Raw genomic sequence first — 20913 nt, forward strand, 5'->3', positions numbered from 1 at the left:
ATTTCGCATATAACGCCCTTGGTTTCCGCAAGCTATCCGAGCGGCTATTTCTCATTGCTGAAGGGTTGCCCGCGGGTGTTATTCGTGCGCCATGTACCGTTCCGGTGATTTCCGGGACAGCAACGTTCCTGGTCGTCGTGCTCACCGGCTTCGACTATCCGGTGGGGACCTGGACGGTCGCGACCATCGCCCTGATCATCCCCGCATTGGTCGTCGGCTGGCTCGCCGCACGCAAGCGGGTGCTTGCCATCGCGGCGCAGCGAGTGGGGGACACGGGCGCGTTCCCGGTTGTCGCGAACCTCCCGGTGGACGAAGGGAACTGATCGTGTGCGGGAGAACGCCGGAATAGACTCGCCAGTATGTACAACTGGGAGCTCCAGAACGCGATCGTGGCGTTCGTCGACAGCATGAAGCCGCACTGGCAGGGGCAACACGACCTGTATATGACGGTGCTGTACGCGTTTGCCGACATGCAGAGCCACCTGTTGACCCTCCTCGGCTACCCACCGGTTCCGTGACGACGACCGTCGACGGCCACGCTGCCGTGGCAACCAGTGCCGCTCGTCTCGCCATCGGCCGCGCGCTGGCCCCGGTGATCCTCGTTCTCCTGGTCTTGGACGCGCTGCTCACCTTGTCGCTCGAGGTGTTGTATCTGCCGACGTATCTCGGAACCATCGCGTTCCCGGTCGCCGCGGTCCTGGCCGGTGTGGTGAACGTGCTGCTCGTCGCGGGAGCACGGTCGGTCACCCAGCGCACCGCGGCCGTAGGGCTTCCGCTGGCCGCCTGGGCGTTCGGATTCCTGATCTGCGCGAGCCTCGGCCCGGGCGGCGACGTCCTGCTCGGCAGCGATGCGCGAACGGCGCTTCTGCTGTTCTGCGGACTGCTCCCGCCGCTGGCGTACATCTACTTCCAGATGAACGTCCGCGCGTTCCGCCCGCGCTGAATTCAGCGGACGAGAGTGGAGATCACGGGGAAAACGGTTCGGCAATCGGTCGGCGACGCCGGCCCGCGGGTCAGTGCACGCCGAGCCGCCCCGGGGTGACGGCCTCGATGAGCTCCCATGCCTCGTCGACCGGGATATCGACCACCGCGTAGCGCTTCTTGCCCGCCGCGGTTGCCGCGACCACCGTGGCGACACCGGCGCGGCGCTGGAAGAACGTCTGGCGCACGGTCCAGCCGATGACACCGGGCGCCTCCAGGCAGTCCCGGTCGCGGTCGAGTGAGCCGGAGCGGGTGATCAGCCAGGTCGGGCTGGTCGCCGTGCGAGACAGTACGGCGTGGCCGAGGCCGCGGTAACGGTCTTCCGCCAGTGCGAGCGCCACCGGAAGGGCGAGGCCGGGCGCCGACCACCACCACGGCGAAAAGCCCGCTCCGGCAAGGGCGAGGTAGGCCATCACGATGGCGAGGAAAGCGACCGGGATGAGTGCCCGTGTGTGCCTGCGGCGCCGGGCAGCAGGTCCGTGGGCGATCAGCGGCGCGCTGCCCGGTGCCGGACCGGCGTCCGATGATCCTGCGCCACTGGGGATTGCGCCCGGCGCGAGGAGAATAGCGTTGTCGCGCACCTCGTCCGGAGCGAGCAGATGGCTCAGGGTGTGCTCGACGGCGCCGCGCGGTGCCTGCGGAAGGATCTTCTGCCGCGGGTTCTCACCGGTCATGATCGCCTCGAGCTCGGCGCCACCCGCCAGGCGCAGCAGCAGCGGTTCCTTCACCGTGGCTCCGCGCAGGCGGGCCAGGTCGAGGGTGATCTGGCGCGTGGTGAACAGGCCGTGGCGCAGCTGCAAGGTCTTGCCGTCATCGCTGACGCGCAGCCCGAAATAGGTGGTCAGGTAGTGCGCGCACGCGGCGGCGCTGACCACGAGGACGATGGCGCCGAGCAGCGCGGCGCCGGCGAGCGCCAGCACCAGCGTGCCACCGTCTTCCACGTCGTGTACCGCGTCCGAGCGGAACACGATCTCACCGAGTCCGTACTGGAAGGCGACGCCGACGATGGGCGCGACGATCGCGAACCCGGTCAGCGACAGCGGCGCGTAGCGCACCCACGCCGGACGCCAGTGCCCGATCTCACGCGCCGGAGCTCGCGTCGTCGCGAAACCACCGGATGCGTTCTCCGGCGGTTCCTTTCGTTCCTCGACCTGGTCGACCTGGCCCGCCGTGTGCGCGAGCAACGCGGCGCGCAATGGCGGCACCACCCGTGCGTCCAAGGCGTCGAGTTTGAACTGCTCACCGGAATCGGCCTGCTGCCCGGTTCCGATCGCCAGCACCGCGAGCCCGAGTACCCGATGCAGCAGGTCCGCCTCGATGTCCACCGACCGGATGCGCGAGCGCGGCACCGACAGTTTCTTGCGCTGCACCAACCCGGTGCGCAGCTCGACATGCGTGGGCCCGACGCGGTACGTCGTGGTGAACCAGCGGGTGAGCGCGAACCCGACGATCAGCACCACCGGAATGACGCTCCACACATGGTTGCCGCTGCTGGTACCGAGGATCACCGAACCGATCAGCACCGGAATGAACTTCACCACCTCGGTGATCGGATGCACCAGCAGCATCCGCTTGTCGAGCCGCTGCCAGGGCTGTTCCATCTGCGCGGTGCCCGCCTCGCTCATGGCGCCCCCTTGCCGACGCTCACCCTCGGAACGAGCGGGTGCCAGACTGTGCCTGTTCGCTCGCTCATTGGGGCACCATCCCTTCTGCAGCCCGAACAGTTAGGGTTGTTGTCTCTCGGTTCCGGTGGGTGCATGGCCTTCGTCGCGTGCCATTTGATGGCCAGCATGAGTTCTGCCAGCCCCACCGGGCCGAGGGCCGCGGACCGGCGTCAGGGACATGCCCCGCAGAGGGCCGATCAATGAGCTTCCGGCGGCGGCCCTCGCTTCCGAGGAGGCAGTTCATCGACCTCGAGGGAGCACACCTGTGGCGTTCGCCGGCTGGGACTGGGGCAGCACCACTCACGACGTGACCGTGATCGACGATGCCGGTGGCAAGATCGAACGCTTCCCGGTGCCGCATACTGAAGACGGCATCGCTCGCGCGTTGGCACGGCTGGCCTGCTACGGCGGGCCCGGTGAGTTGCCGGTGGCAATCGAGACCACCCGCGGGCTGGTCGTGGACCGGCTGCTGACCGCCGGGCATCCGGTGATTCCGGTGCACCCCAACGCTTTTCATGCCGCTCGCCCCCGTTGGGGCGCCGCCCGCGCCAAGAACGATCCCGGCGATGGGTTCAAGCTGGCCGACTACGCCCGCACCGACGGCCACCGGCTGCCGGTACTGGCCCCGACCCTGCCGCAAACGCTCGAACTGCAGGCATTGACCCGTCAGCGCGGCGACCACCTGGGCATGCGCATCGCCGCGGTCAATCAACTCGCCGCGCTGCTGGACACGCACTGGCCCGGAGGCAGGACGATCTTCGCCAGCCTGCACTCGCCGATCGCGCTGGCGTTCCTGGACCGCTACCCGAGCCCGCAGGCCGCTGCTGGGCTCACCGCGGCCCGCCTCGAGGCGTTCTGCCGCCGCCACCACTACAGCGGCCGCCGTCCCGGCACCGAGCTGCTCGCCCGGCTGCGCGAGGCACCCACATCGGCCAGCAGGCTCGGCGAGCCGGTCATCGCGCAGCTGGTCCGCGCCCAGACCGGGCTCGTCCGCTCGATCCAAACCAGCATCGACGCACTCGACGCCGTGATCGCCGACGCTCTCGCCGCACACCCCTACGCCAGATTGCTGGCCGATCTGCCCCGCGTCGGCACACTGAACCTGGCCCAGATCATCGGCGAGGTCGGCCCAATCCTGGAGCGCGCCAACAGCTTCGATCAACTCGCCGCCGAAACCGGCATCGCCCCGGTCACCCGCTCCTCCGGCAAAATCCACACCGTCGCCTTCCGCCACGCCACCAACCAGCGAGCCAGACAAGCCTTGGTGACCTGGATCGACAACAGCCGCCGCGCCAGCGACTGGGCAGACCAGCGCTACACCGCCGCCCGCGCCCGCGGCCAACGACACCCCCACGCCATCCGCACCCTCGGCCGCGCCTGGCTGCGCATCATCTGGGCTTGCTGGCGCACCAAAACCTGCTACGACCCCACCAAAAAACAACCGACTCAACAACCGATCGCCGCATAGGGGTTGACTCAGGGAACTCATGCCTGCACCTCGCTGACGCTCGGCTCCGGCACGAGCGAGTGCTCGGCTGTGTCGATCGTTCACTCGCTGACGCTCGCTCATGTCGCGTCCCCGCGGTGCTGGGCGGCGATCCGGGTCAACCGCGTCACGGTCTCCTCGGCGACCGGGAGATCGAGGGCGCTGATCTGTACCGCTCCCGCCGACGACGCGGTGGTCACGGTGACCGTCGCCAGTCCGAGCAGGCGCTCCAGGGGGCCGCGCTCGGTGTCGACGGTCTGGACTCGCGAGATCGGCGCGACCCGGCTCTCCTGGGTGAGCCAGCCGACTCTGGTGTACACCGCCTCATCGGTCACCTCCCAGCGGTGCACCGCGTAGCGCCACCACGGCACGACGCCGACGTTCAGCGCGGCCAGCACCAGCGTGACCGAGAAGATTCCGAGTTGCCAGCCGCGGTGCGCGGAGTCGAGCGCCGCCCACACGATCAGCGCCGCGAGGGGAATCACCCACGCCAGCGTCGCCTGCACGGTCCACAGGAGCTTCGCCTTCGGGCTGGGGCGCCAGGCCGGGTCGGCCATGATCGTGCGCGACTGCGACATGCTGTCATGGTTGCACGATCGCGCACCCGCTGTCGCAGACCAGCGTCGGCGGACCGGGGCGGCAAGGCGACATCACGGTGCGCCGGGCAGCGCGCACCGGAGCCGCTCCGGAATAGCCTCGGGCACCGCGCAGTTGTCAACGCTCAACGGCGCCCCGCGTCCAGCGTGGGCGCCGTAGTGAGCGGAGCGTTCGCCCGCGCGGCTGGTCCGCTCCGCCTCACTGTCGAGCACTGGAGGGAGACAGTTCCGGATGTGTAGCGCATGATCGAGGGCGTGACCGACCTACCGAACCCGAGTGTCCCGTCCGCGCCGCCCACTCCATCGGCCATGCGCCGGGCGCTGCGCCGGGCACGCGACGGTGTCACGTTGAACGTGGACGAGGCCGCGGTGCTGTTGCACGCCACCGGCGACGATCTCGCCGACCTCTGTCGCAGTGCCGCGCGGGTGCGCGATGCCGGGCTGGCTTCGACCGGCCGTCCGAAGACGATCAGTTATTCCCGCAACGTCTTCATCCCGTTGACGCGCTTGTGCCGGGACAAGTGCCACTACTGCACCTTCGTCACCGTGCCGGGCAAGTTGCGCGCCGAGGGCAAGGGGATGTTCCTCGAACCCGACGAGGTGCTCGACATCGCACGCCGCGGCGCGGCGCTCGGGTGTAAGGAGGCGCTGTTCACGCTGGGTGATCGCCCCGAGGACCGCTGGCCGGAGGCGGCGCAGTGGCTGGACGAGCGCGGCTACGACTCCACGCTGGACTACCTGCGCGCCGTGTCGATCATGGTGCTGGAGGAGACCGGCCTGCTGCCGCACCTGAATCCGGGTGTGATGTCATGGGAGGAGATCGCCCGCCTCAAGCCGGTCGCGCAGTCCATGGGCATGATGCTCGAGACCACGGCGACCCGGCTGTTCACCGAGAAGGGCAACTGCCACTACGGCAGCCCGGACAAGGATCCCGTGGTGCGGCTGCGCGCCATCACCGACGCGGGCCGCCTGTCGGTGCCCTATACCACCGGCATCCTGGTCGGCATCGGCGAGACGGTGGCCGAGCGGGCCGAGTCGATCATGGCGATCCGCAAGCAGCACAAGGCTTTCGGACACATCCAGGAAGTCATCATCCAGAACTTCCGCGCCAAGGACGACACCGCGATGCGGGACGTGCCGGACGCGGGACTGGAGGAATTCCTCGCCACCATCGCCGTCACCCGCATCCTGCTCGGGCCCGACGTGCCGGTCCAGGCGCCGCCGAACCTGGTATCGCACGCGGAGTGCCGCGCGCTGATCGAGGCGGGCATCGACGACTGGGGCGGGGTATCGCCGGTGACGCCCGACCACGTGAACCCGGAGCGGCCGTGGCCGAACCTGGACACGCTGCGCGAGATCACCGAGGCGGCGGGCTATCAACTGGTGGAGCGGACCTCGGCGCATCCGAAGTATGTGCGGGCGGGCAATCCGTGGGTCGATCCGCGCATCGGCGCGCACGTCGCCGCGCTCACCGACCCTGCGACCGGGCTGGCGAATCCGGACGCGATACCGGTCGGCCTGCCCTGGCAGGAGCCCGACGAGTCCTGGGAATCGGCTGGACGCGTCGATCTCAATACCGCCATCGACACCGAGGGCCGCAACACCGAGCACCGCAGCGACGCCGGGCTCGGCCAAGACCTGGTCGGCGCGTTCGGCGACTGGGACACGATCCGCGAACAGGCGCGCGATCTCGCCGTCGGGACCTCGCGCCGGCTGGACTCGGACGTGCTGGCCGCGCTGCGCGCCGCGGAACGCGATCCGGCCGGGCTCAGCGACGCCGAGTATCTCGCGCTGGCCACGGCCGATGGCGCCGAACTCGACGCGGTCGCCGCGCTGGCCGATCAGTTGCGCCGCGACACGGTCGGCGACGACGTCACCTACGTGGTGAACCGGAACATCAACTTCACCAATATCTGCTACACCGGGTGCCGGTTCTGTGCCTTCGCCCAGCGCAAGGGCGATGCGGACGCGTTCACGCTGAGCATGGACGAGGTCGCCGACCGGGCTTGGGAGGCGCACGTCGACGGCGCCACCGAGGTGTGCATGCAGGGCGGCATCGACCCCGACCTGCCGGTCACCGGGTATGCGGACCTGGTGCGCGCGGTCAAACAGCGGGTGCCGTCGATGCACGTGCACGCGTTCAGCCCGATGGAGATCGTGAACGGCGCCTCGCGCGGCGGCCAGAGCATCCGGGACTGGCTGGTCGCGCTGAAGGAGGCCGGCCTGGACACAATTCCCGGCACGGCCGCGGAGATCTTGGACGACGAGGTGCGCTGGGTGCTCACCAAGGGCAAGTTGCCCACCTCGGCGTGGATCGAGGTGATCACCACGGCGCACCAGGTGGGCCTCCGCTCCAGTTCGACCATGATGTACGGCCACGTGGACAATCCGAAGCACTGGGTCGGGCACCTACGGGTACTGCGCGGAATCCAGGACGAGACCAGCGGCTTCACCGAGTTCGTGCTGCTGCCGTTCGTGCACCAGAGCGCGCCGCTGTACCTGGCGGGCGCCGCGCGTCCGGGGCCGACGAACCGGGACAACCGCGCCGCGCACGCGCTGGCCAGGATCATGCTGCATGGCCGGATCGCGAACATCCAGACCAGCTGGGTCAAGCTCGGCACCACCGGAACCCGGGTGATGCTCAACAGCGGCGCCAACGATCTGGGCGGTACGCTGATGGAAGAGACCATCTCCCGGATGGCCGGGTCGCAGCACGGCTCGGCGAAGACCGTCGCCGAGCTGGTCGAGATCGCCGCCGGCATCGGTCGACCGGCCAGGGAGCGGACCACGACCTACGGAGTGCCGAAGCGGACGATGTCGGCACTCCCCTTGACGGTCGGATAGCGCGAATCGGCAGCGTCCGAGGTGACGGCGTTGTGCGAAACGTCGTAAGGCGGTGGCCCGCCGTCCGCAACGGCGGGCCACCTCAGGATTCTCAGCGAAAACGAGTGATTTCGTGAGCACATGGGTAACTCGCCGGGTAGCCCAGAACTCGAGCAGCACCGAACGCAGGACCTGAACGCGGGTTCTGCGGCATCTACTGGTACCGCCTGAATACCCGGAGAGGCGGGACAACTTTCGCGTGCATAAGGCCACGAGTTAGGGCAGGCTGACCAGTAGTAACGTGGGGTGTCGGGATAGGGTTTCGCCGGGCGGACTATCCCGCAGGCGAGGACAGACTAGGAGAGCGGCAGTGCCGTACATCATCGCTGAACCGTGCGTTGACGTGAAGGACAAGGCATGCATCGAGGAATGCCCCGTGGACTGCATCTACGAGGGTGGTCGCATGCTGTACATCCATCCCGACGAGTGCGTGGACTGTGGTGCATGTGAACCGGTGTGCCCGGTGGAGGCGATCTTCTACGAAGACGACACCCCGGACCAGTGGAGCGGATACGTCAACGCCAACGTCGACTTCTTCGACGAGCTGGGTTCGCCCGGCGGCGCCACGAAGGTCGGCAAGGTCGACTACGACCCGCCGTTCATCAAGGAACTGCCCCCGATGGCGAGTGAGTGAGACCTGACGTGTCACCGCGTGGCCGGGTCAGCGGTCAGCTGCCCGATTTTCCTTGGGACACCATCGCTTCGGTGAAGGTGAAGGCGGCCGCTCATCCCGGCGGGATCGTCGATCTGTCCGTCGGCACCCCCGTCGACCCGGTCGATCCGCTGATCCGGGCGGCGCTGAATTCGGTCGCCGAAGTGCCCGGATACCCGACCACGCACGGCACCCCCGAGCTCCGCGCGGCCGCGGTCGACGCGCTGAAGCGGCGCTACGGGATCACCGGTCTCGATCCGGCGGCTGTGCTGCCCGTGATCGGCACCAAGGAACTGATCGCCGGACTGCCCCGGTTGCTCGGCCTCGGCCCGGGCGACTTGGTGGTCGTCCCCGAGGTCGCCTACCCCACCTACGAGGTCGGCGCACTGCTGGCGGGCGCGCAGGTGCTGCGCGCCGATGGGCTGACCCGGCTCGGTCCGCAGACACCCGCGCTGATCTACGTGAACTCGCCGTCCAACCCGACCGGCCGGGTGCTCGGCGTCGACCACCTGCGCAAGGTGGTGGCTTTCGCTCGGGAACGCGGCGCGATCGTCGCCTCCGACGAGTGCTACCTGGGACTGACCTGGGAGGGCCGTGCGGTCTCCCTGCTCGACCCCGAGGTGTGCGATGGCGACCACACCAACCTGCTCGCGTTGCATTCGCTGTCCAAGACCTCCAACCTGGCCAGTTATCGCGCCGGGTTCGTGGCGGGCGACCCGGCCCTGGTGGCCGAGCTGCTCGAGGTGCGCAAGCACGCGGGCATGATGGTCCCCTTCCCGATCCAGGCCGCGATGACCGCCGCCCTGAGCGATGACGCGCATGAGGCGCAGCAGCGCGAGCGGTACCGGGGACGCCGCGAAGTGCTGCGAAAGGCACTGGTTGAGGCCGGTTTCCGGATCGACCACTCGGAGGCGGGCCTGTATCTGTGGTCGACGCGCGGCGAGCCGTGCCGGACCACGCTGGACTGGCTGGCCGACCGCGGTATCCTCGCCGCGCCCGGCGACTTCTACGGCCCCGGCGCCGCCGAGCACGTCCGGATCGCGCTGACCGCGACCGACGAGCGTGTTGCCGCTGCGGCCGAACGACTTACTGCGGGCTGAGGGGCGCGGGGTCCGGACCGCGCTGCTCATGACCGGTGAGCGCGTTGCCGCTGCGGCTGAACGATTGACTGCGGGTTGGGGTGGGGGGTCCGGACCGCGCTGCTCGTGACCGGCGAGGGCGTTGCTGCTGCGGCCGAACGATTCACTGCGGGTTGGGGTCGGCGGTCCGGACCGCGCCGCTCGTAACTGGCGAGCGAGTTGCTGCGGCGACGGGCCGGCGCACCGCGGGCTGATGACCGGGGCGACGAATCCAGTCCGGGGACGATCCGCCTCTGTTCAGCGACCGCTGTAGCTGAAATGGCGCGCCGGTGGAACTGGTGTGTCGGCGGACACGCGCGTCGGGCCGGGGGAGCTAGCCTGAAGTTATGGACGCTGTCACGGTTGTCCCCACGCCGAGCAATGAGCCGGTGCATACCTACGCTCCGGGCAGCCCCGAGCGGGAGCGATTGCTCGGCAAACTCGCTGAGCTGTCCGCCGAGCCCGTCGACGTGCCTCTGGTGATCGGCGGCAAGCACCGGCCGGGCATCGGCGAACGACACGACATCGTCGCGCCGCATCGGCACCGACAGGTGCTGGGGACCTATACCGACACCACGCACTCGGAAGCACACGGCGCCATCGACGCCGCTATGGCGGCCGCACCCGGCTGGCGGGCGCTGCCGTTCGAGGAACGCGCCGCAGTGCTGCTGCGCGCGGCCGACCTGCTGGCCGGCCCATGGCGGGAGACCGTCGCCGCGGCGACAATGCTCGGGCAGTCGAAATCCGCCCAGCAGGCCGAGATCGACGCGCCGTGCGAACTGGTCGACTTCTGGCGGTTCAACGTGGCCTTCGCGCGCGGCATTCTCGCGGAGCAGCCGCAGTCCAGTGCCGGGGTGTGGAACCGGATGGACTACCGGCCGCTCGAGGGGTTCGTCTACGCCATCAGCCCGTTCAACTTCACCGCGATCGCCGGTAACCTGCCTACCGCTCCCGCGCTGATGGGCAACACCGTGGTGTGGAAACCTTCGCCCACCCAGACCTTGTCGGCGTTTTACACGATGCGGTTGCTGGAGGCGGCGGGCCTGCCGCCCGGTGTGATCAACATGGTCACCGGGGACGGGGTGCAGTTGTCGGAGGTAGCGCTGACCGACCCGCGGTTGGGCGGTATCCACTTCACCGGCTCCGCCAAGACGTTCCAGTATCTGTGGCAGCAAGTCGGCGCGAATATCGGCCGCTACCACGGCTATCCGCGCCTGGTCGGGGAGACCGGCGGCAAGGACTTCATCGTCGCGCACTCCTCCGCCGATCCGGACGCACTGCGCACCGCCCTGATTCGCGGCGCCTACGAGTACCAAGGCCAGAAGTGCTCGGCGGCCTCCCGCGCCTATATCGCACGATCGGTGTGGCGCGCGATGGGCGATGACTTCCTGCACGTTGCCGCCGGGCTGAGCTACGGTGACGTCGCGGATCTGTCGAATTTCGGTGGGGCGCTGATCGATCGGCGGGCTTTCGACAAGAATGTGGCGGCCATCCAGCGTGCCAGGGATGCCGGTCTCACCATTCCGGTCGGCGGCGGCTACGACGACAGTGCAGGCTGGTTCGTCCGGCCGACCGTCTTCGTCACCGACAACCCCCGCGACGAATCGTTCGCCACCGAGTACTTCGGGCCGATTCTGTCGGTGTACGTCTACGACGACGCCGAACCCGGCGCGTACAGCGCGATCCTCGCCGAAGTCGAGTCCGCCGCGCCCTACGCATTGACCGGCGCGGTGTTCGCGCAGGACCGGAACGCGGTCGAACAGGCCGACGCCGCATTGCGATTCGCGGCGGGCAATTTCTACGTCAACGACAAGCCCACCGGTGCGGTGGTGGGTCAGCAGCCCTTCGGCGGCGCTCGCGCCTCCGGCACCGACGACAAGGCGGGCTCGCCGCTGAATCTGCTGCGCTGGGTCGCGCCGCGCACGATCAAGGAAACTTTCGTTCCCTCGGTCGAATACCGCTACCCGCATATGGACACGTGATACGGGATGGCGCGGTAGGCCTAAACCAACGGCTTCCCCCGTCGGATCCGGCGGCGCAGGTCGAAAAGATAGGCGTTCATCGGGAACATCCGTGCCTGCTTGGGCAATCGAGTGTGCACCGCCGCGATGGCCCGGAGCAGCCGATCGAAGCGACGCTGGTCGCGCTCGGTCCAGGTCATGCCCATCTCGTCGCGCAGGTGCTGGGGTAGCAGGCCGGTGACGACGAAGCGCTGGAGCCCGGCGAAGGCGCGTTGCGTCGGCCGCGACATCATCTTCAGGTCGATCAGACCGTCGAAGTAGTCCCGCAGGGCCGGTTCGATGGCACGCTGCTTCAGGCCCTCATCCCAATACCGCTGGAACTCCGCACGATTCGCGGGCCACATCTCCGGCCGCATCTGCAGCGTGGTGCCAAGGCGCGCGGCGTAGCGATAGAAGGCGTCGGCGGTGGCAGGGTCCATCGGGCCGTGCATCCGGGTGTAGAGATCATCGATGCCCCAGTACAGGCACGCGGCCACCCATAGTTGCAGGTTCGGGTCGAAGGCGTTGTATTTCACCGGGCTCTCGGCGGTCGAGCGCACCGCGCGGTGGGAGCCGTTGACCGCAGCACGATAGGCGGCGCGTTCGTCGTCCGAACCCAGGAGAGCGACCGCGATGTAGGTCAATGTCGTGCGCAGCCGTTTGATCGGGTGCAGGGTGACCTTGCCGCTGTCGACGGTGCTCTCCAGGACACCGCGGCCGACCGGGCGCAGGCTCAGCTGCACGATGACGTTGGCGGTGCCGCCGAGGAAAGCGGCGATTCCGTCCACGTATTCCGCGACGGTCTCCGGGGTCAGGATCAGGCTCGGATCCGGCTCGTGCTCGGTGGTGCCCAGCGGCGCGGTCATCGTTGACCTCGTCTTTCGGTGTCCGCCCGGACCTGACGTTCGGGCAATGAGAAGATTGTGCCCCAACCGTCTCATTATCTCGACGGGCTGTCAATGGTCCCGAGTCGGGTGTGATGGTATGCGATGCTGGAAGTGTCATTGTTTCGCCGACGCGGAGAGGGTGGAGGCATGGCCACGCTGACCAGACTGCTGCCGCTCGTGCGCAGCGCGGCCCCGGAGGACCGCAATCAGGCCCGAGTGCTGGACGCGGCGTTGGTGGCGTTCCTGGACTTCGGCATCAAGCGCACCAGCATGGTCGAGGTCGCGCGCCGCTGCGGGCTGTCGCTGGCCACGCTCTACCGGCGCTTCGCCAGCAAATCCGATCTGATCAAGGCCGTCGGGCTGCGGCAGACCCGGGAGTTCATCGAGGAAGTCGACGCCGCACTGCAACGGCAAGTCGATCGGGACGCGACCGCCGAAGACCAGATCGTCGAACTGTTCGCCGCGTTCATCACCGGCTTGCGTGGAAACCAGCTGATTCACCGGCTGCTGGCGACCGAGCCCGAACTCGTGCTGCCCTACCTCACCACCGAAGGCGCCCCGGTCATCGAACTCGGGCGGGACTACCTCGCCGAATTCATCACGCGGCTGCAGCGGGAGGGCAAGCTGCCGGAATACGACCCGGAGCCGTTGGCCGAGATGATCGCCCGCACAGCGCTTTCGCTGGCGCTGACCCCGCAGACGGTGATCCCGCTCGGCGACGACGCGGCCATCCGGCGGTTCGCGCGCGACCACGTGGTGGTGTCGTTCCGGGTGCCCTGACGCGCGTCCGGATCGGCGCGGGTCAGCGGAAGTGCGGGAGCCCGCTCGTCATCGCGCCGAGCGCGGCGAGGACGTCGGCGGTCTGCTCGGCCGCGGTGCCGCGGGTGTGCGCCGTCACCGCGAAGCCGTTGCCGAAGGACGCCGAGGCGACCTCCGGCTCACCGAAATCCGACCAGCCCCATTTGGTGCCGAGCACGAACGGCCAGCGCGCGGTGCCCCAATCCTGTTCGGTGCCGTCCTGGGCCATCGAACCCGCGGCGGCCATCCACTCGAAGATCGGCGATCCGGGGTCATTGCGCAGTTTGGCGGCGAGGAAGTCGGACACGTCCGCGGCGCTCGTCGCCCCCGCGCCCCAAGTGGGACCGGGAACCGTCTCGGTGAGGCCGTACTCCTGGGCGATCGCGGCGACCGCTTGTGGATACTTGGCCTCCATCATGCTGGCCGCCCCGTCATCGGAATAGCGGATCATCCGCTCGGCCAAGTCGCGGTCGGCGGCCGAACCGTCCCCGTGGCGCAGGGCGTAGTCGGCCATGAACAGCTTGACCAGCGACAGGCTCGAGCGCGATTCGTGTTCATTGGCGGTACCCCATCCGATACCGAAGGTGGTGCGCACGGAGATCGCGGTGCGAGACGGCACCGCCGCCTGGTCGGTCTGCTCCGGCTCGGCCCCCGCGACCGGTGCGAACAGTGCCAGGCACGCGCCTGCGACGAGCGCGGTCGTCGTCATTCGATAGCCCATCTCTCCTCCTGGCTCGCTGGGTGCGCATCGGCCGCAAACTCGGGACAAACCTGCGAATCGGACAGCTGCAGGAGCGATTGCCCAATGATTGCCGGAATGAAACGGCGGATCCGGTCCGGTCGCCTCAGACCAGGCGCAGGCCGAGCCGCCGCCGGATGCGCATATCCAGCAGATAGGCGTTGAGCGGGAACACACGGACCGGCCCCGGCAGTCTGGAAGCAGCGGCGCCGAGGGCGCGCAGGATCCGGCCGAGCGCGCGTTCGTCGCGCTCGGTCCAGTTCAGGCCCATTTCATCGCGCAGGTGCTGAGGCAGCAGGCCCGTGACGAAGAAGCGGTGCAGGCGGCCGAACGCCAGTTGCGCCGGTCGCGGCAGCATGCGCAGGTCGACGAGATCGAAGAAATAGGCGCGAACGGTCGGGTCGATGCTGGTCTCGGCCAGGTTCGTGGCCCAGTACTCGTCGAAGGCACGCCGGTCGCCAGGCCACATCGCTTCCGGCATTTGGAGCGTGGTGCCCAACCGGGCGCCGAGCCGGTAGAAGGCATCGGCGGTCGTCTCGTCCATTGGGCCGTGCATTCGCTCGTAGAGATCCTTCGCGCCCCAGTGCAGGCAGGCCGCGACCCACAGTTGCAGAGCGGGATCGAAGGCGTTGTAGCGCACCGGACTCGACTCGGTCGAGTGGACCGGGCGATGCGAAACGTTGACCGCCTCTCGGTAGACGGCGCGGTCCTCGTCGGTGCCGAGCATCGCCACGGAAAGGTAAGTCAGGGTGGTGCGCAACCTTTTGATCGGGTGCAGCATGACCTTCCCGCTATCAACGGTGCTCTCCACCACGCCATAGCCGACCGCCGGCGCGCTCAGCTGCATGATGACGTTCGCGGTGCCGCCGAGGAATCCGGCGATGCCGTCGATGTACTGCCCGATGTCGAAGGAGTCCGGCGATTCGGGCCGATGCGTCGCGCGAAGTGGCCTGGTCATCGTTGACCTCGCAGTGCTGATAAGGCTATGCAATAACGTTCTCACCGCGTCAGCGGGGTGTCAACGATTCGCGCTGCCGATGCGGCCGGATGTCGCCGCGTCGCCGGAGAGCCGACGAAGTAGCGTGGTCGAGTGTCCTTCGCCCCGCCGCTGCTGCTCAGTTCTCTGAATCCGCTCGCCGTCGCAGGCGGAGCGGACATCCCCGACGCCGTCACGATCGACGGGACCACCCTCTCGCGCAGCGACCTGCTGGGCGCGGCTACCTCGGTGGCCGAACGCGTCGCGCGCGCGGAGCGGGTGGCGGTGCTGGCCGAACCGACCGTGGAGACCGTCCTCGCGGTGGTCGGCTGTCTGATCGCGGGCGTCGCGGTGGTGCCGGTGCCGCCGGACTCCGGAACCGCGGAGCGGGCGCACATCCTGGCCGATTCGGGCGCGCAGGCGTGGCTGGGTAAGGCGCCGGAGGGCGCCGAGCTGCCGGTTGTGCCGGTGCGGCGGCACGCCAGGTCGTGGCACACCTATCCCGAACCCGATCCCGCCGCAACGGCTTTCGTGTTGTACACCTCGGGGACCACGGGTCTGCCCAAAGGCGTCGTGCTCAGCAGGGGCGCCATCGCGGCCGGATTGGACGCGCTCGCCGACGCATGGGCGTGGACCGCGAACGACGTTCTGGTACATGGACTTCCGCTGTTCCACGTGCACGGGCTGATCCTCGGCGTGCTCGGCCCGCTGCGCGTGGGCAGTCCGCTGATCCACACCGGCAAACCGACGCCGCAGGCATACGCGGCGGCCAACGGTTCGCTGTATTTCGGCGTACCAACCGTGTGGTCGCGGGTGGTCGACGACCCCGATGCGGCAAAGCAATTGGCCGACGCCCGCCTCCTGGTCTCCGGTAGTGCGCCCCTGCCGGTTCCGGTGTTCGAGCGGCTGCGTGAGCTGACCGGGCACGCGCCCATCGAGCGCTACGGCATGAGCGAAACCATGATCACGCTGTCCACCAGGGCGGACGGCGAGCGCAGGCCGGGCTGGGTCGGCATGCCGGTGCGTGGTGTTCGAACCCGGCTCATGGACGAGTCCGGCGCGCCGGTCCCGCACGACGGGGAGAGCATCGGCGGTCTCCAAATGCTCGGCCCGATGCTCTTCGACGGCTACCTCAACCGTCCGGAGGCGACCGCGGAGAGCTGGACCGAAGACGGCTGGTTCCGGACCGGCGACGTGGCGGCGATCGACCCATCTGGCTTCCACCGCATCGTCGGCCGGGAGTCGGTGGACCTGATCAAGTCCGGCGGCTACCGCGTGGGTGCGGGCGAGGTGGAGACCGTGCTGCTCGGCCACCCCGCCGTCGCGGAGGCCGCCGTGGTGGGCCTCCCCGACGATGACCTGGGCCAGCGCATCACCGCATTCGTCGTGTTGCGCGACCCGGTCCCCGAGCGCGAACTGATCGATCATGTGGTGGAACAACTTTCAGTGCACAAACGCCCGCGCGAGATCCGAGTGGTGGACGCCCTGCCCCGCAACGCCATGGGGAAGGTGCAGAAGAAATTGCTGAGCTGAGGGGTCGATCGGTTGACCTCGAGTTAGGTCAAGGTTCTACGGTCGCCACATGACCTCGACTCTGACCCCCGAACAGATCGACTACCTGCACACCCAGCACCTCGGCCGCCTGGCGACCGTCCGCCCCGACGGCACGCCGCAGAACAACCCCGTCGGCTTCCACTACAACGCCGACCTCGGCACCATCGACATCGCCGGCTGGAACATGGGGGCCTCCCGAAAGTTCCGCAACCTCACCACGAACGCCCACGTCGCATTCGTCGTCGACGACATCGCCTCGGTGCAACCCTGGCGCGTCCGCTGCCTGGAAATCCGCGGCACCGCTGAAGCACTCACTGACGTCGACCCCTACATCGCGGGGGTCTCCCGCGAAATGATCCGCATCCACCCGGACCGGATCATCGCCTTCGGCTTGTCGGGTGAGGGCCCCGACAACGCCTGACCGCATAGCTATCCTGTGCTCACGGGCGTGTTCTGCCCGGTGCGGATCCGCCATTCACCGTCGCGGAGCTCGGCGGTCAGGATGATCACGCCATGCATCGGATCGCGCGTCGGATCAACGCTGTCTCGGGTGCGCTGCCGTGCCACCATCTGCGCAACCGTCGGCGTGAGCTCAATGGTCACCTCATGCTGGTACGCAACGCTGACCTCGTGCAGCGGCCCGCCCGGAGCAAACACGAGACGCTGTTTGACGAGCAGCTCGCCCCGACCGATTACCAGACCGCCGCCGAAATTGACGAAGGTGCTGTCCTCCCAGAACAGCGCATTCATGGAGTCGGCATCGTTGGCATTGAAAGCGTCCTCGTACCGCACCAGCAGGGGCAACGCTGCATTGTTCATCATCGGCTCTCTTCCACCTCAGCTCGGCTCAACACAGCAAACCTAGAATCTCGAGTCCGCTTTAGGTCAACACGGCCGACGTGAGCTCTCGCGGTGATCTCCGATACTTGCCGAGACCGCTCGCAGATCCGCGCCTCTGTGCTGTGCTGCGCGAACCGCGACCACATCATCGAAACGGACACTGCCTCCTACTGACTGGCCCACACCCGCGCCGCCCCGGCGGCCACGGCTCATCGGTCTCGGCTTACCGCTCCTCGAACACCGACTCGATCCGGCTCAGTACTCCCGTGAGGTGTCCGGCTTCATGCGGCCCGCCTCGATCAGCGTTTGCCTTGCTGCTGCCTTGCGCGGGCAGTCCTGTACCTGGCATTCCCGGTGTCGCTGCATAGTGGCGTGCGCTTGGGGCACGCTGAATGGGAGGTCGGGTGCTTCGTGCGCCCAGCCTTGTGGCCATAGCCCGGCGTCGGCGGGCCGGGCATCCTCGGCCTGGATACGTTGGCGCTTGGCTCGCCACTCGGCCTGCACTCGGTCGATGATCGCCTGCGGCGACGTTTCGTCCGGCTCGGCTTCCCGCCACCAGTCGAATCCCATCACGTTGCCTTCCCCTGCCGGGCCTTTTGGAGGCGTCCCGAGGCCTGGTAGTGCGCGCGTGTTCCGCCGGTCTGCCCTGCCCTCGAGTGGAGGACCGATTGAACGCATCCGGCCTCAGGTCGCCGGGCACGACGCTAGGAAGCCGATAGCCTTGTTCGGTAGTTTCTTGCGCTAGATTGCAGTCGTAGCCGAGAATCGTTGATCTGAACGGGACATAGGCGCGACGATCGATGGTGCAACGCAAGCCCTCGCGTCAGGACAACACCATGAAGCTTCGAATGCTGGGCGGCCCCAGTGGAAACGGCAACTCGCCCACTCTGTGGGCCACCGATCACGGCACCGCCGTCGTCCAAGGCTGGGAGATCTCCGGCTGCACCGACAGGGTGGAGATCCCGCACCGTCTACTGTCGTTTCTCGAGCCGGGTACATGGCTGGACACGCCGCTATCGGACTCCGGCGGCGGATGCTTCCGGCTGTCCGGACTGTGTGTCACCGATGCCGAAGCGCTCGCTCAACTGAACCTGCCCGACCATGAGGTCGCCGTGGAAGTGCGCCTAGCGGCAGAGAGGACTCCTCATGCAACTGGTAACCACTGATCCGTTCCCACCACTGTTCACCCGTGCCAAGCGACGCGCCTTCCATTGCGAGACAAGGGATTCCTACCTGGTCGATGACGAGGTGGAATCACTGCGCCGATTCCTGGCAGGCGAACCACCGCTACCACCACCGGATACCTGGCATGCCTGGCGAGCCTTGATGACCGAGACGACCGGACGCGGCGTAGCCGTGCAGCGGGTACGGGTGGTAACGGTCCCGCACAGCGACTACGTCCGCTGGCTACTGTCCACTACGGCAAACGGCGACCTCGGACTGCACGAGGATATCCGGTGGTTGCCGCGTCACCTTGCCGAGTCGCTGCCGGTGCCGCTGGACGACTGGTGGCTGTTCGATGACGAATTGCTCGCTTACAACGTCAACGACGCCGACGGTGCCGCGGCCGGGATCGCTGTCACCGAAGACCCGCTCGTCACATCGGTCTACGGTCCGGTACGAGATCAGCTGTGGGACAGGGCGATACCCCACGAGGACTACATCCGGAGCGAGCACACCCAGGTGTGAGTGGAGTACGGGAAGCACGCGAGAACCTGGGGACTCGCCTACGCGAACTCCGAAAAAACGCCATCCTCAACGGTCAGCAACTCGCCGACCGTTGTGGCTGGCATCCTTCCAAGGTTTCGAGAATCGAGCACGGCCGACAGACACCCACCGAAAATGACATCCGAGACTGGTGTGCCGCGACCGATTCCACGCTCCAAATCCCCGACCTGATCGCCTCTGTTCGCAACATCAACGCGGCATACCTCGAGTGGAAACGCATCCTCGCGAACGGGCACACGCGGCGCCAGCAACAGGCGATCGAATGGGAAGCCGGTACGCGGCTTCAACGCTGGTACGAAACGGAACTGGTGCCCGGACTCCTCCAAACTCGTCGATACGCCGAAGCGGTATTGCGGGCCTGCATCGCTATGGTCGACGGACCCGACGATTTGGACGCCGCCGTGGATGCCCGCATGGCACGTAAGGCTGTGCTGTCGGAGGGAGTGCACCGATTCAGCTTCCTACTCGCCGAGCAATGTCTGTACACCACCGTTGGCGATGATGACGTTATGGTCGAGCAGCTGACCTCCCTGCTGGAGTTGGACAACCCTCGCGTCGTGCTGGGCATCATTCCCAGGGACGCCAAATTTCGTTATCCCACAACAAATTTCGTGGTTTTCGACAGGCGCATGGTCCAAGTCGAGACGGTTGCCGCTGAGCTGACCGTTACCCAGCCACGCGAAATAGACCTGTACGAGAAGACTTTTCAAGCACTCAGTGCCAGTGCGATTCGCGGAGAGGCGTCACGCGCACTGATCACCGCCGCATTGCAGCGGCGCACGCGTCGTCCAGGCTGATACGAGCCCCTGGGGATTCCATCGGTTCCTGTAGACCGCCGCATGGCGAGCTCTGCTGATCACCCGCGGCTCGCGGTGGGCCCATGGCGCTGTTTGTGGTGTTCGACCGGCGCATGGACCAGGTCGAGACCGTGGCAGCTGAGCTGACCATCCAGATCGTCCGTCTCGCCGACCGCCGACGCGAAATTCGGGACAGGGCAATGAAACTCTTCGACGCTGCGGGCTTGTCCCGGCACTGAATCCTGTCGGTTTGCATCGGTACTGTGCCCGCATGCCCACCGTCCTGCACGAGGTGATCATCGACCTGTTCCGGCAACGCCCGCGACTCGCCGCCGACCTGCTGGCGCTTGTGCTGGACACCCCACTACCCGAATTCGACCATGCCCGACTGGAATCCGGCGATTTCCCGGACATCGACCCGACCGAGTACCGAGCAGACGCCGTCGTAGTCCTGGCCAACGGGACCGACCCCGCCCTTGCGGTGATCATCGAAGTTCAGTTGCGGCCAGACGGCAACAAGTCCTGGAGCTGGCCGGTCTACCTGACCACGTTGCGCGCCCGGCTGCGCTGCCCCACCATGCTGCTGGTGATGTGCCCGAGCGAGCGCACGGCAGCCCGCTGCCGTCGCCCCATCCTCATTGCGCCGGGATGCGCCCTGGCTCCCGTGGCGCTCGGCCCGGCCGACGTCCCGGTGGTGACCGATGCCTCGACTGCCGCCACCAATCCGGAGTTGGCAGTTCTGTCGGCGATCGCGCATCGACACCATCCTGAACGCGATGCCATCCTGACCACTCTCGCCGAGAACATGGTCGACGTGGCCAACGGCGATATGTACATTGACCTGGTAATGGCCGTACTCCCGAAGGCGGCCCGGCACTTCTTGGAGAGCCTCATGACGACCGGCATCTACGAATACAAGAGCGAGTTCGCCCGGCGTTACTACTCTCGCGGCGAGGCTGCTGCGCTGTTGCGGATCCTGCGGACGCGCGGCTTCACTCTCTCCGAGGCCACCACCAGCCGCATTGCCGAGTGCACCGATCTCGACCAGATCAACACCTGGATAGACCGCGCCGTCACCGTCGACAGTCTCGATGAGATCCTCGCGGACCACCCGAAGCCGTAGTACACAAGCGCCAGCAAGCGGACAGTCAGCCACGCACTGCGCGGTTGCCGGGCGACGCTGACCTGGTGAACAGGTCCCCGTTCCCGGCGTC

The 20913-nt window shown here is 67.5% G+C and carries 23 protein-coding genes; 16 read left to right on the top strand and 7 right to left on the bottom strand.

The features are described 5' to 3' along the window. Window positions 1-104 precede the first annotated feature (104 nt). Genes OHA40_RS21310 through OHA40_RS21320 form a run of 3 tightly spaced genes read left to right on the top strand, consistent with a single transcriptional unit; the run spans window position 105 to window position 943 of the window. Window positions 105-323, top strand: a complete 219-nt coding sequence (locus tag OHA40_RS21310; protein WP_330228653.1) for a hypothetical protein — start codon at window positions 105-107, stop codon at window positions 321-323. A gap of 36 nt (window positions 324-359) precedes the next feature. Next, on the top strand, window positions 360-518 hold the full coding sequence (locus OHA40_RS21315; protein ID WP_330228654.1) for a hypothetical protein: 159 nt from the start codon (window positions 360-362) through the stop codon (window positions 516-518). After that, window positions 515-943: a hypothetical protein gene (locus OHA40_RS21320; RefSeq protein WP_330228655.1), complete on the top strand. Its 429-nt coding sequence runs from the start codon at window positions 515-517 to the stop codon at window positions 941-943. Before OHA40_RS21315 ends, OHA40_RS21320 begins: the two co-directional genes overlap by 4 nt. Before the next feature lie 70 nt (window positions 944-1013). Here OHA40_RS21320 and OHA40_RS21325 read toward each other — a convergent pair whose 3' ends face one another. Next, window positions 1014-2606, bottom strand: coding sequence for a PH domain-containing protein (locus OHA40_RS21325; RefSeq protein WP_330228656.1), 1593 nt, complete (start codon window positions 2604-2606; stop codon window positions 1014-1016). A 304-nt stretch (window positions 2607-2910) separates the two neighbouring features. On the opposite strand from OHA40_RS21325, the gene OHA40_RS21330 reads away from it, so the two are divergent. Beyond that, a complete protein-coding gene (locus OHA40_RS21330) occupies window positions 2911-4113 on the top strand; it encodes an IS110 family transposase (protein WP_330228174.1) in 1203 nt (400 codons plus the stop codon). A 98-nt stretch (window positions 4114-4211) separates the two neighbouring features. Here the strand turns inward: OHA40_RS21330 and OHA40_RS21335 are convergent, their stop codons facing one another. After that, the gene (locus OHA40_RS21335; RefSeq protein WP_330228657.1) at window positions 4212-4709 is read right to left on the bottom strand and encodes a PH domain-containing protein; all 498 of its coding nucleotides are present in this window, start codon (window positions 4707-4709) and stop codon (window positions 4212-4214) included. Window positions 4710-4970: 261 nt separating this feature from the next. Here OHA40_RS21335 and OHA40_RS21340 point away from each other — a divergent pair, with 261 nt between their 5' ends. From OHA40_RS21340 to pruA, 4 genes are all read left to right on the top strand, one after another. Beyond that, window positions 4971-7571, top strand: coding sequence for a bifunctional FO biosynthesis protein CofGH (locus OHA40_RS21340; RefSeq protein WP_330228658.1), 2601 nt, complete (start codon window positions 4971-4973; stop codon window positions 7569-7571). 349 nt (window positions 7572-7920) lie between these two features. Then, entirely contained in the window at window positions 7921-8244 is a 324-nt protein-coding gene (gene fdxA, locus OHA40_RS21345) for a ferredoxin (protein ID WP_014987978.1), read from the top strand. 8 nt (window positions 8245-8252) lie between these two features. Further along, entirely contained in the window at window positions 8253-9362 is a 1110-nt protein-coding gene (dapC, locus tag OHA40_RS21350; RefSeq protein WP_330234309.1) for a succinyldiaminopimelate transaminase, read from the top strand. A 365-nt stretch (window positions 9363-9727) separates the two neighbouring features. Then, window positions 9728-11362 (top strand): L-glutamate gamma-semialdehyde dehydrogenase, encoded by a 1635-nt coding sequence (gene pruA, locus OHA40_RS21355; RefSeq protein WP_330228659.1) that lies wholly within the window; start codon window positions 9728-9730, stop codon window positions 11360-11362. A 20-nt stretch (window positions 11363-11382) separates the two neighbouring features. Here pruA and OHA40_RS21360 read toward each other — a convergent pair whose 3' ends face one another. Then, window positions 11383-12246 carry an oxygenase MpaB family protein gene (locus OHA40_RS21360; RefSeq protein ID WP_330228660.1) on the bottom strand — a complete coding sequence of 288 codons (864 nt, stop codon included), beginning with the start codon at window positions 12244-12246 and terminating at the stop codon, window positions 11383-11385. 168 nt (window positions 12247-12414) lie between these two features. Between OHA40_RS21360 and OHA40_RS21365 the strand changes: the two genes are divergently transcribed. Next, window positions 12415-13047 (top strand): TetR/AcrR family transcriptional regulator, encoded by a 633-nt coding sequence (locus OHA40_RS21365; RefSeq protein WP_330228661.1) that lies wholly within the window; start codon window positions 12415-12417, stop codon window positions 13045-13047. A gap of 22 nt (window positions 13048-13069) precedes the next feature. Here OHA40_RS21365 and OHA40_RS21370 read toward each other — a convergent pair whose 3' ends face one another. Together OHA40_RS21370 and OHA40_RS21375 are read right to left on the bottom strand one after the other, a co-directional pair. Beyond that, on the bottom strand, window positions 13070-13786 hold the full coding sequence (locus OHA40_RS21370; protein ID WP_330228662.1) for a hypothetical protein: 717 nt from the start codon (window positions 13784-13786) through the stop codon (window positions 13070-13072). A gap of 124 nt (window positions 13787-13910) precedes the next feature. Next, window positions 13911-14762, bottom strand: a complete 852-nt coding sequence (locus OHA40_RS21375) for an oxygenase MpaB family protein (protein ID WP_330228663.1) — start codon at window positions 14760-14762, stop codon at window positions 13911-13913. A 150-nt stretch (window positions 14763-14912) separates the two neighbouring features. Between OHA40_RS21375 and OHA40_RS21380 the strand changes: the two genes are divergently transcribed. Next, on the top strand, window positions 14913-16313 hold the full coding sequence (locus OHA40_RS21380) for an acyl-CoA synthetase (RefSeq protein WP_330234310.1): 1401 nt from the start codon (window positions 14913-14915) through the stop codon (window positions 16311-16313). Window positions 16314-16362: 49 nt separating this feature from the next. Next, a complete protein-coding gene (locus tag OHA40_RS21385) occupies window positions 16363-16755 on the top strand; it encodes a PPOX class F420-dependent oxidoreductase (RefSeq protein WP_330228664.1) in 393 nt (130 codons plus the stop codon). Between the two features lie 8 nt (window positions 16756-16763). On the opposite strand, the gene OHA40_RS21390 is transcribed toward OHA40_RS21385, so the two are convergent. Both OHA40_RS21390 and OHA40_RS21395 read right to left on the bottom strand, forming a co-directional pair. Continuing rightward, complete coding sequence (locus OHA40_RS21390) at window positions 16764-17156, bottom strand: YybH family protein (protein WP_330228665.1); 393 nt, start codon at window positions 17154-17156, stop codon at window positions 16764-16766. A 273-nt stretch (window positions 17157-17429) separates the two neighbouring features. Further along, window positions 17430-17744 (bottom strand): hypothetical protein, encoded by a 315-nt coding sequence (locus OHA40_RS21395; RefSeq protein ID WP_330228666.1) that lies wholly within the window; start codon window positions 17742-17744, stop codon window positions 17430-17432. A 266-nt stretch (window positions 17745-18010) separates the two neighbouring features. On the opposite strand from OHA40_RS21395, the gene OHA40_RS21400 reads away from it, so the two are divergent. From OHA40_RS21400 to OHA40_RS21420, 5 genes are all read left to right on the top strand, one after another. Beyond that, window positions 18011-18340: a hypothetical protein gene (locus tag OHA40_RS21400; RefSeq protein WP_330228667.1), complete on the top strand. Its 330-nt coding sequence runs from the start codon at window positions 18011-18013 to the stop codon at window positions 18338-18340. Then, window positions 18321-18863, top strand: a complete 543-nt coding sequence (locus OHA40_RS21405; RefSeq protein WP_330228668.1) for a DUF6879 family protein — start codon at window positions 18321-18323, stop codon at window positions 18861-18863. The genes OHA40_RS21400 and OHA40_RS21405 overlap by 20 nt, the downstream gene beginning before the upstream one ends. Then, complete coding sequence (locus OHA40_RS21410) at window positions 18860-19699, top strand: helix-turn-helix domain-containing protein (protein WP_330228669.1); 840 nt, start codon at window positions 18860-18862, stop codon at window positions 19697-19699. The genes OHA40_RS21405 and OHA40_RS21410 overlap by 4 nt, the downstream gene beginning before the upstream one ends. 83 nt (window positions 19700-19782) lie before the next feature. After that, window positions 19783-19938, top strand: coding sequence for a hypothetical protein (locus OHA40_RS21415; protein WP_330228670.1), 156 nt, complete (start codon window positions 19783-19785; stop codon window positions 19936-19938). 32 nt (window positions 19939-19970) lie between these two features. Further along, entirely contained in the window at window positions 19971-20822 is an 852-nt protein-coding gene (locus OHA40_RS21420; protein ID WP_330228671.1) for a hypothetical protein, read from the top strand. Window positions 20823-20913: the final 91 nt, after the last annotated feature.

This window comes from Nocardia sp. NBC_00508 (genome assembly GCF_036346875.1).
Lineage (GTDB): Bacteria > Actinomycetota > Actinomycetes > Mycobacteriales > Mycobacteriaceae > Nocardia.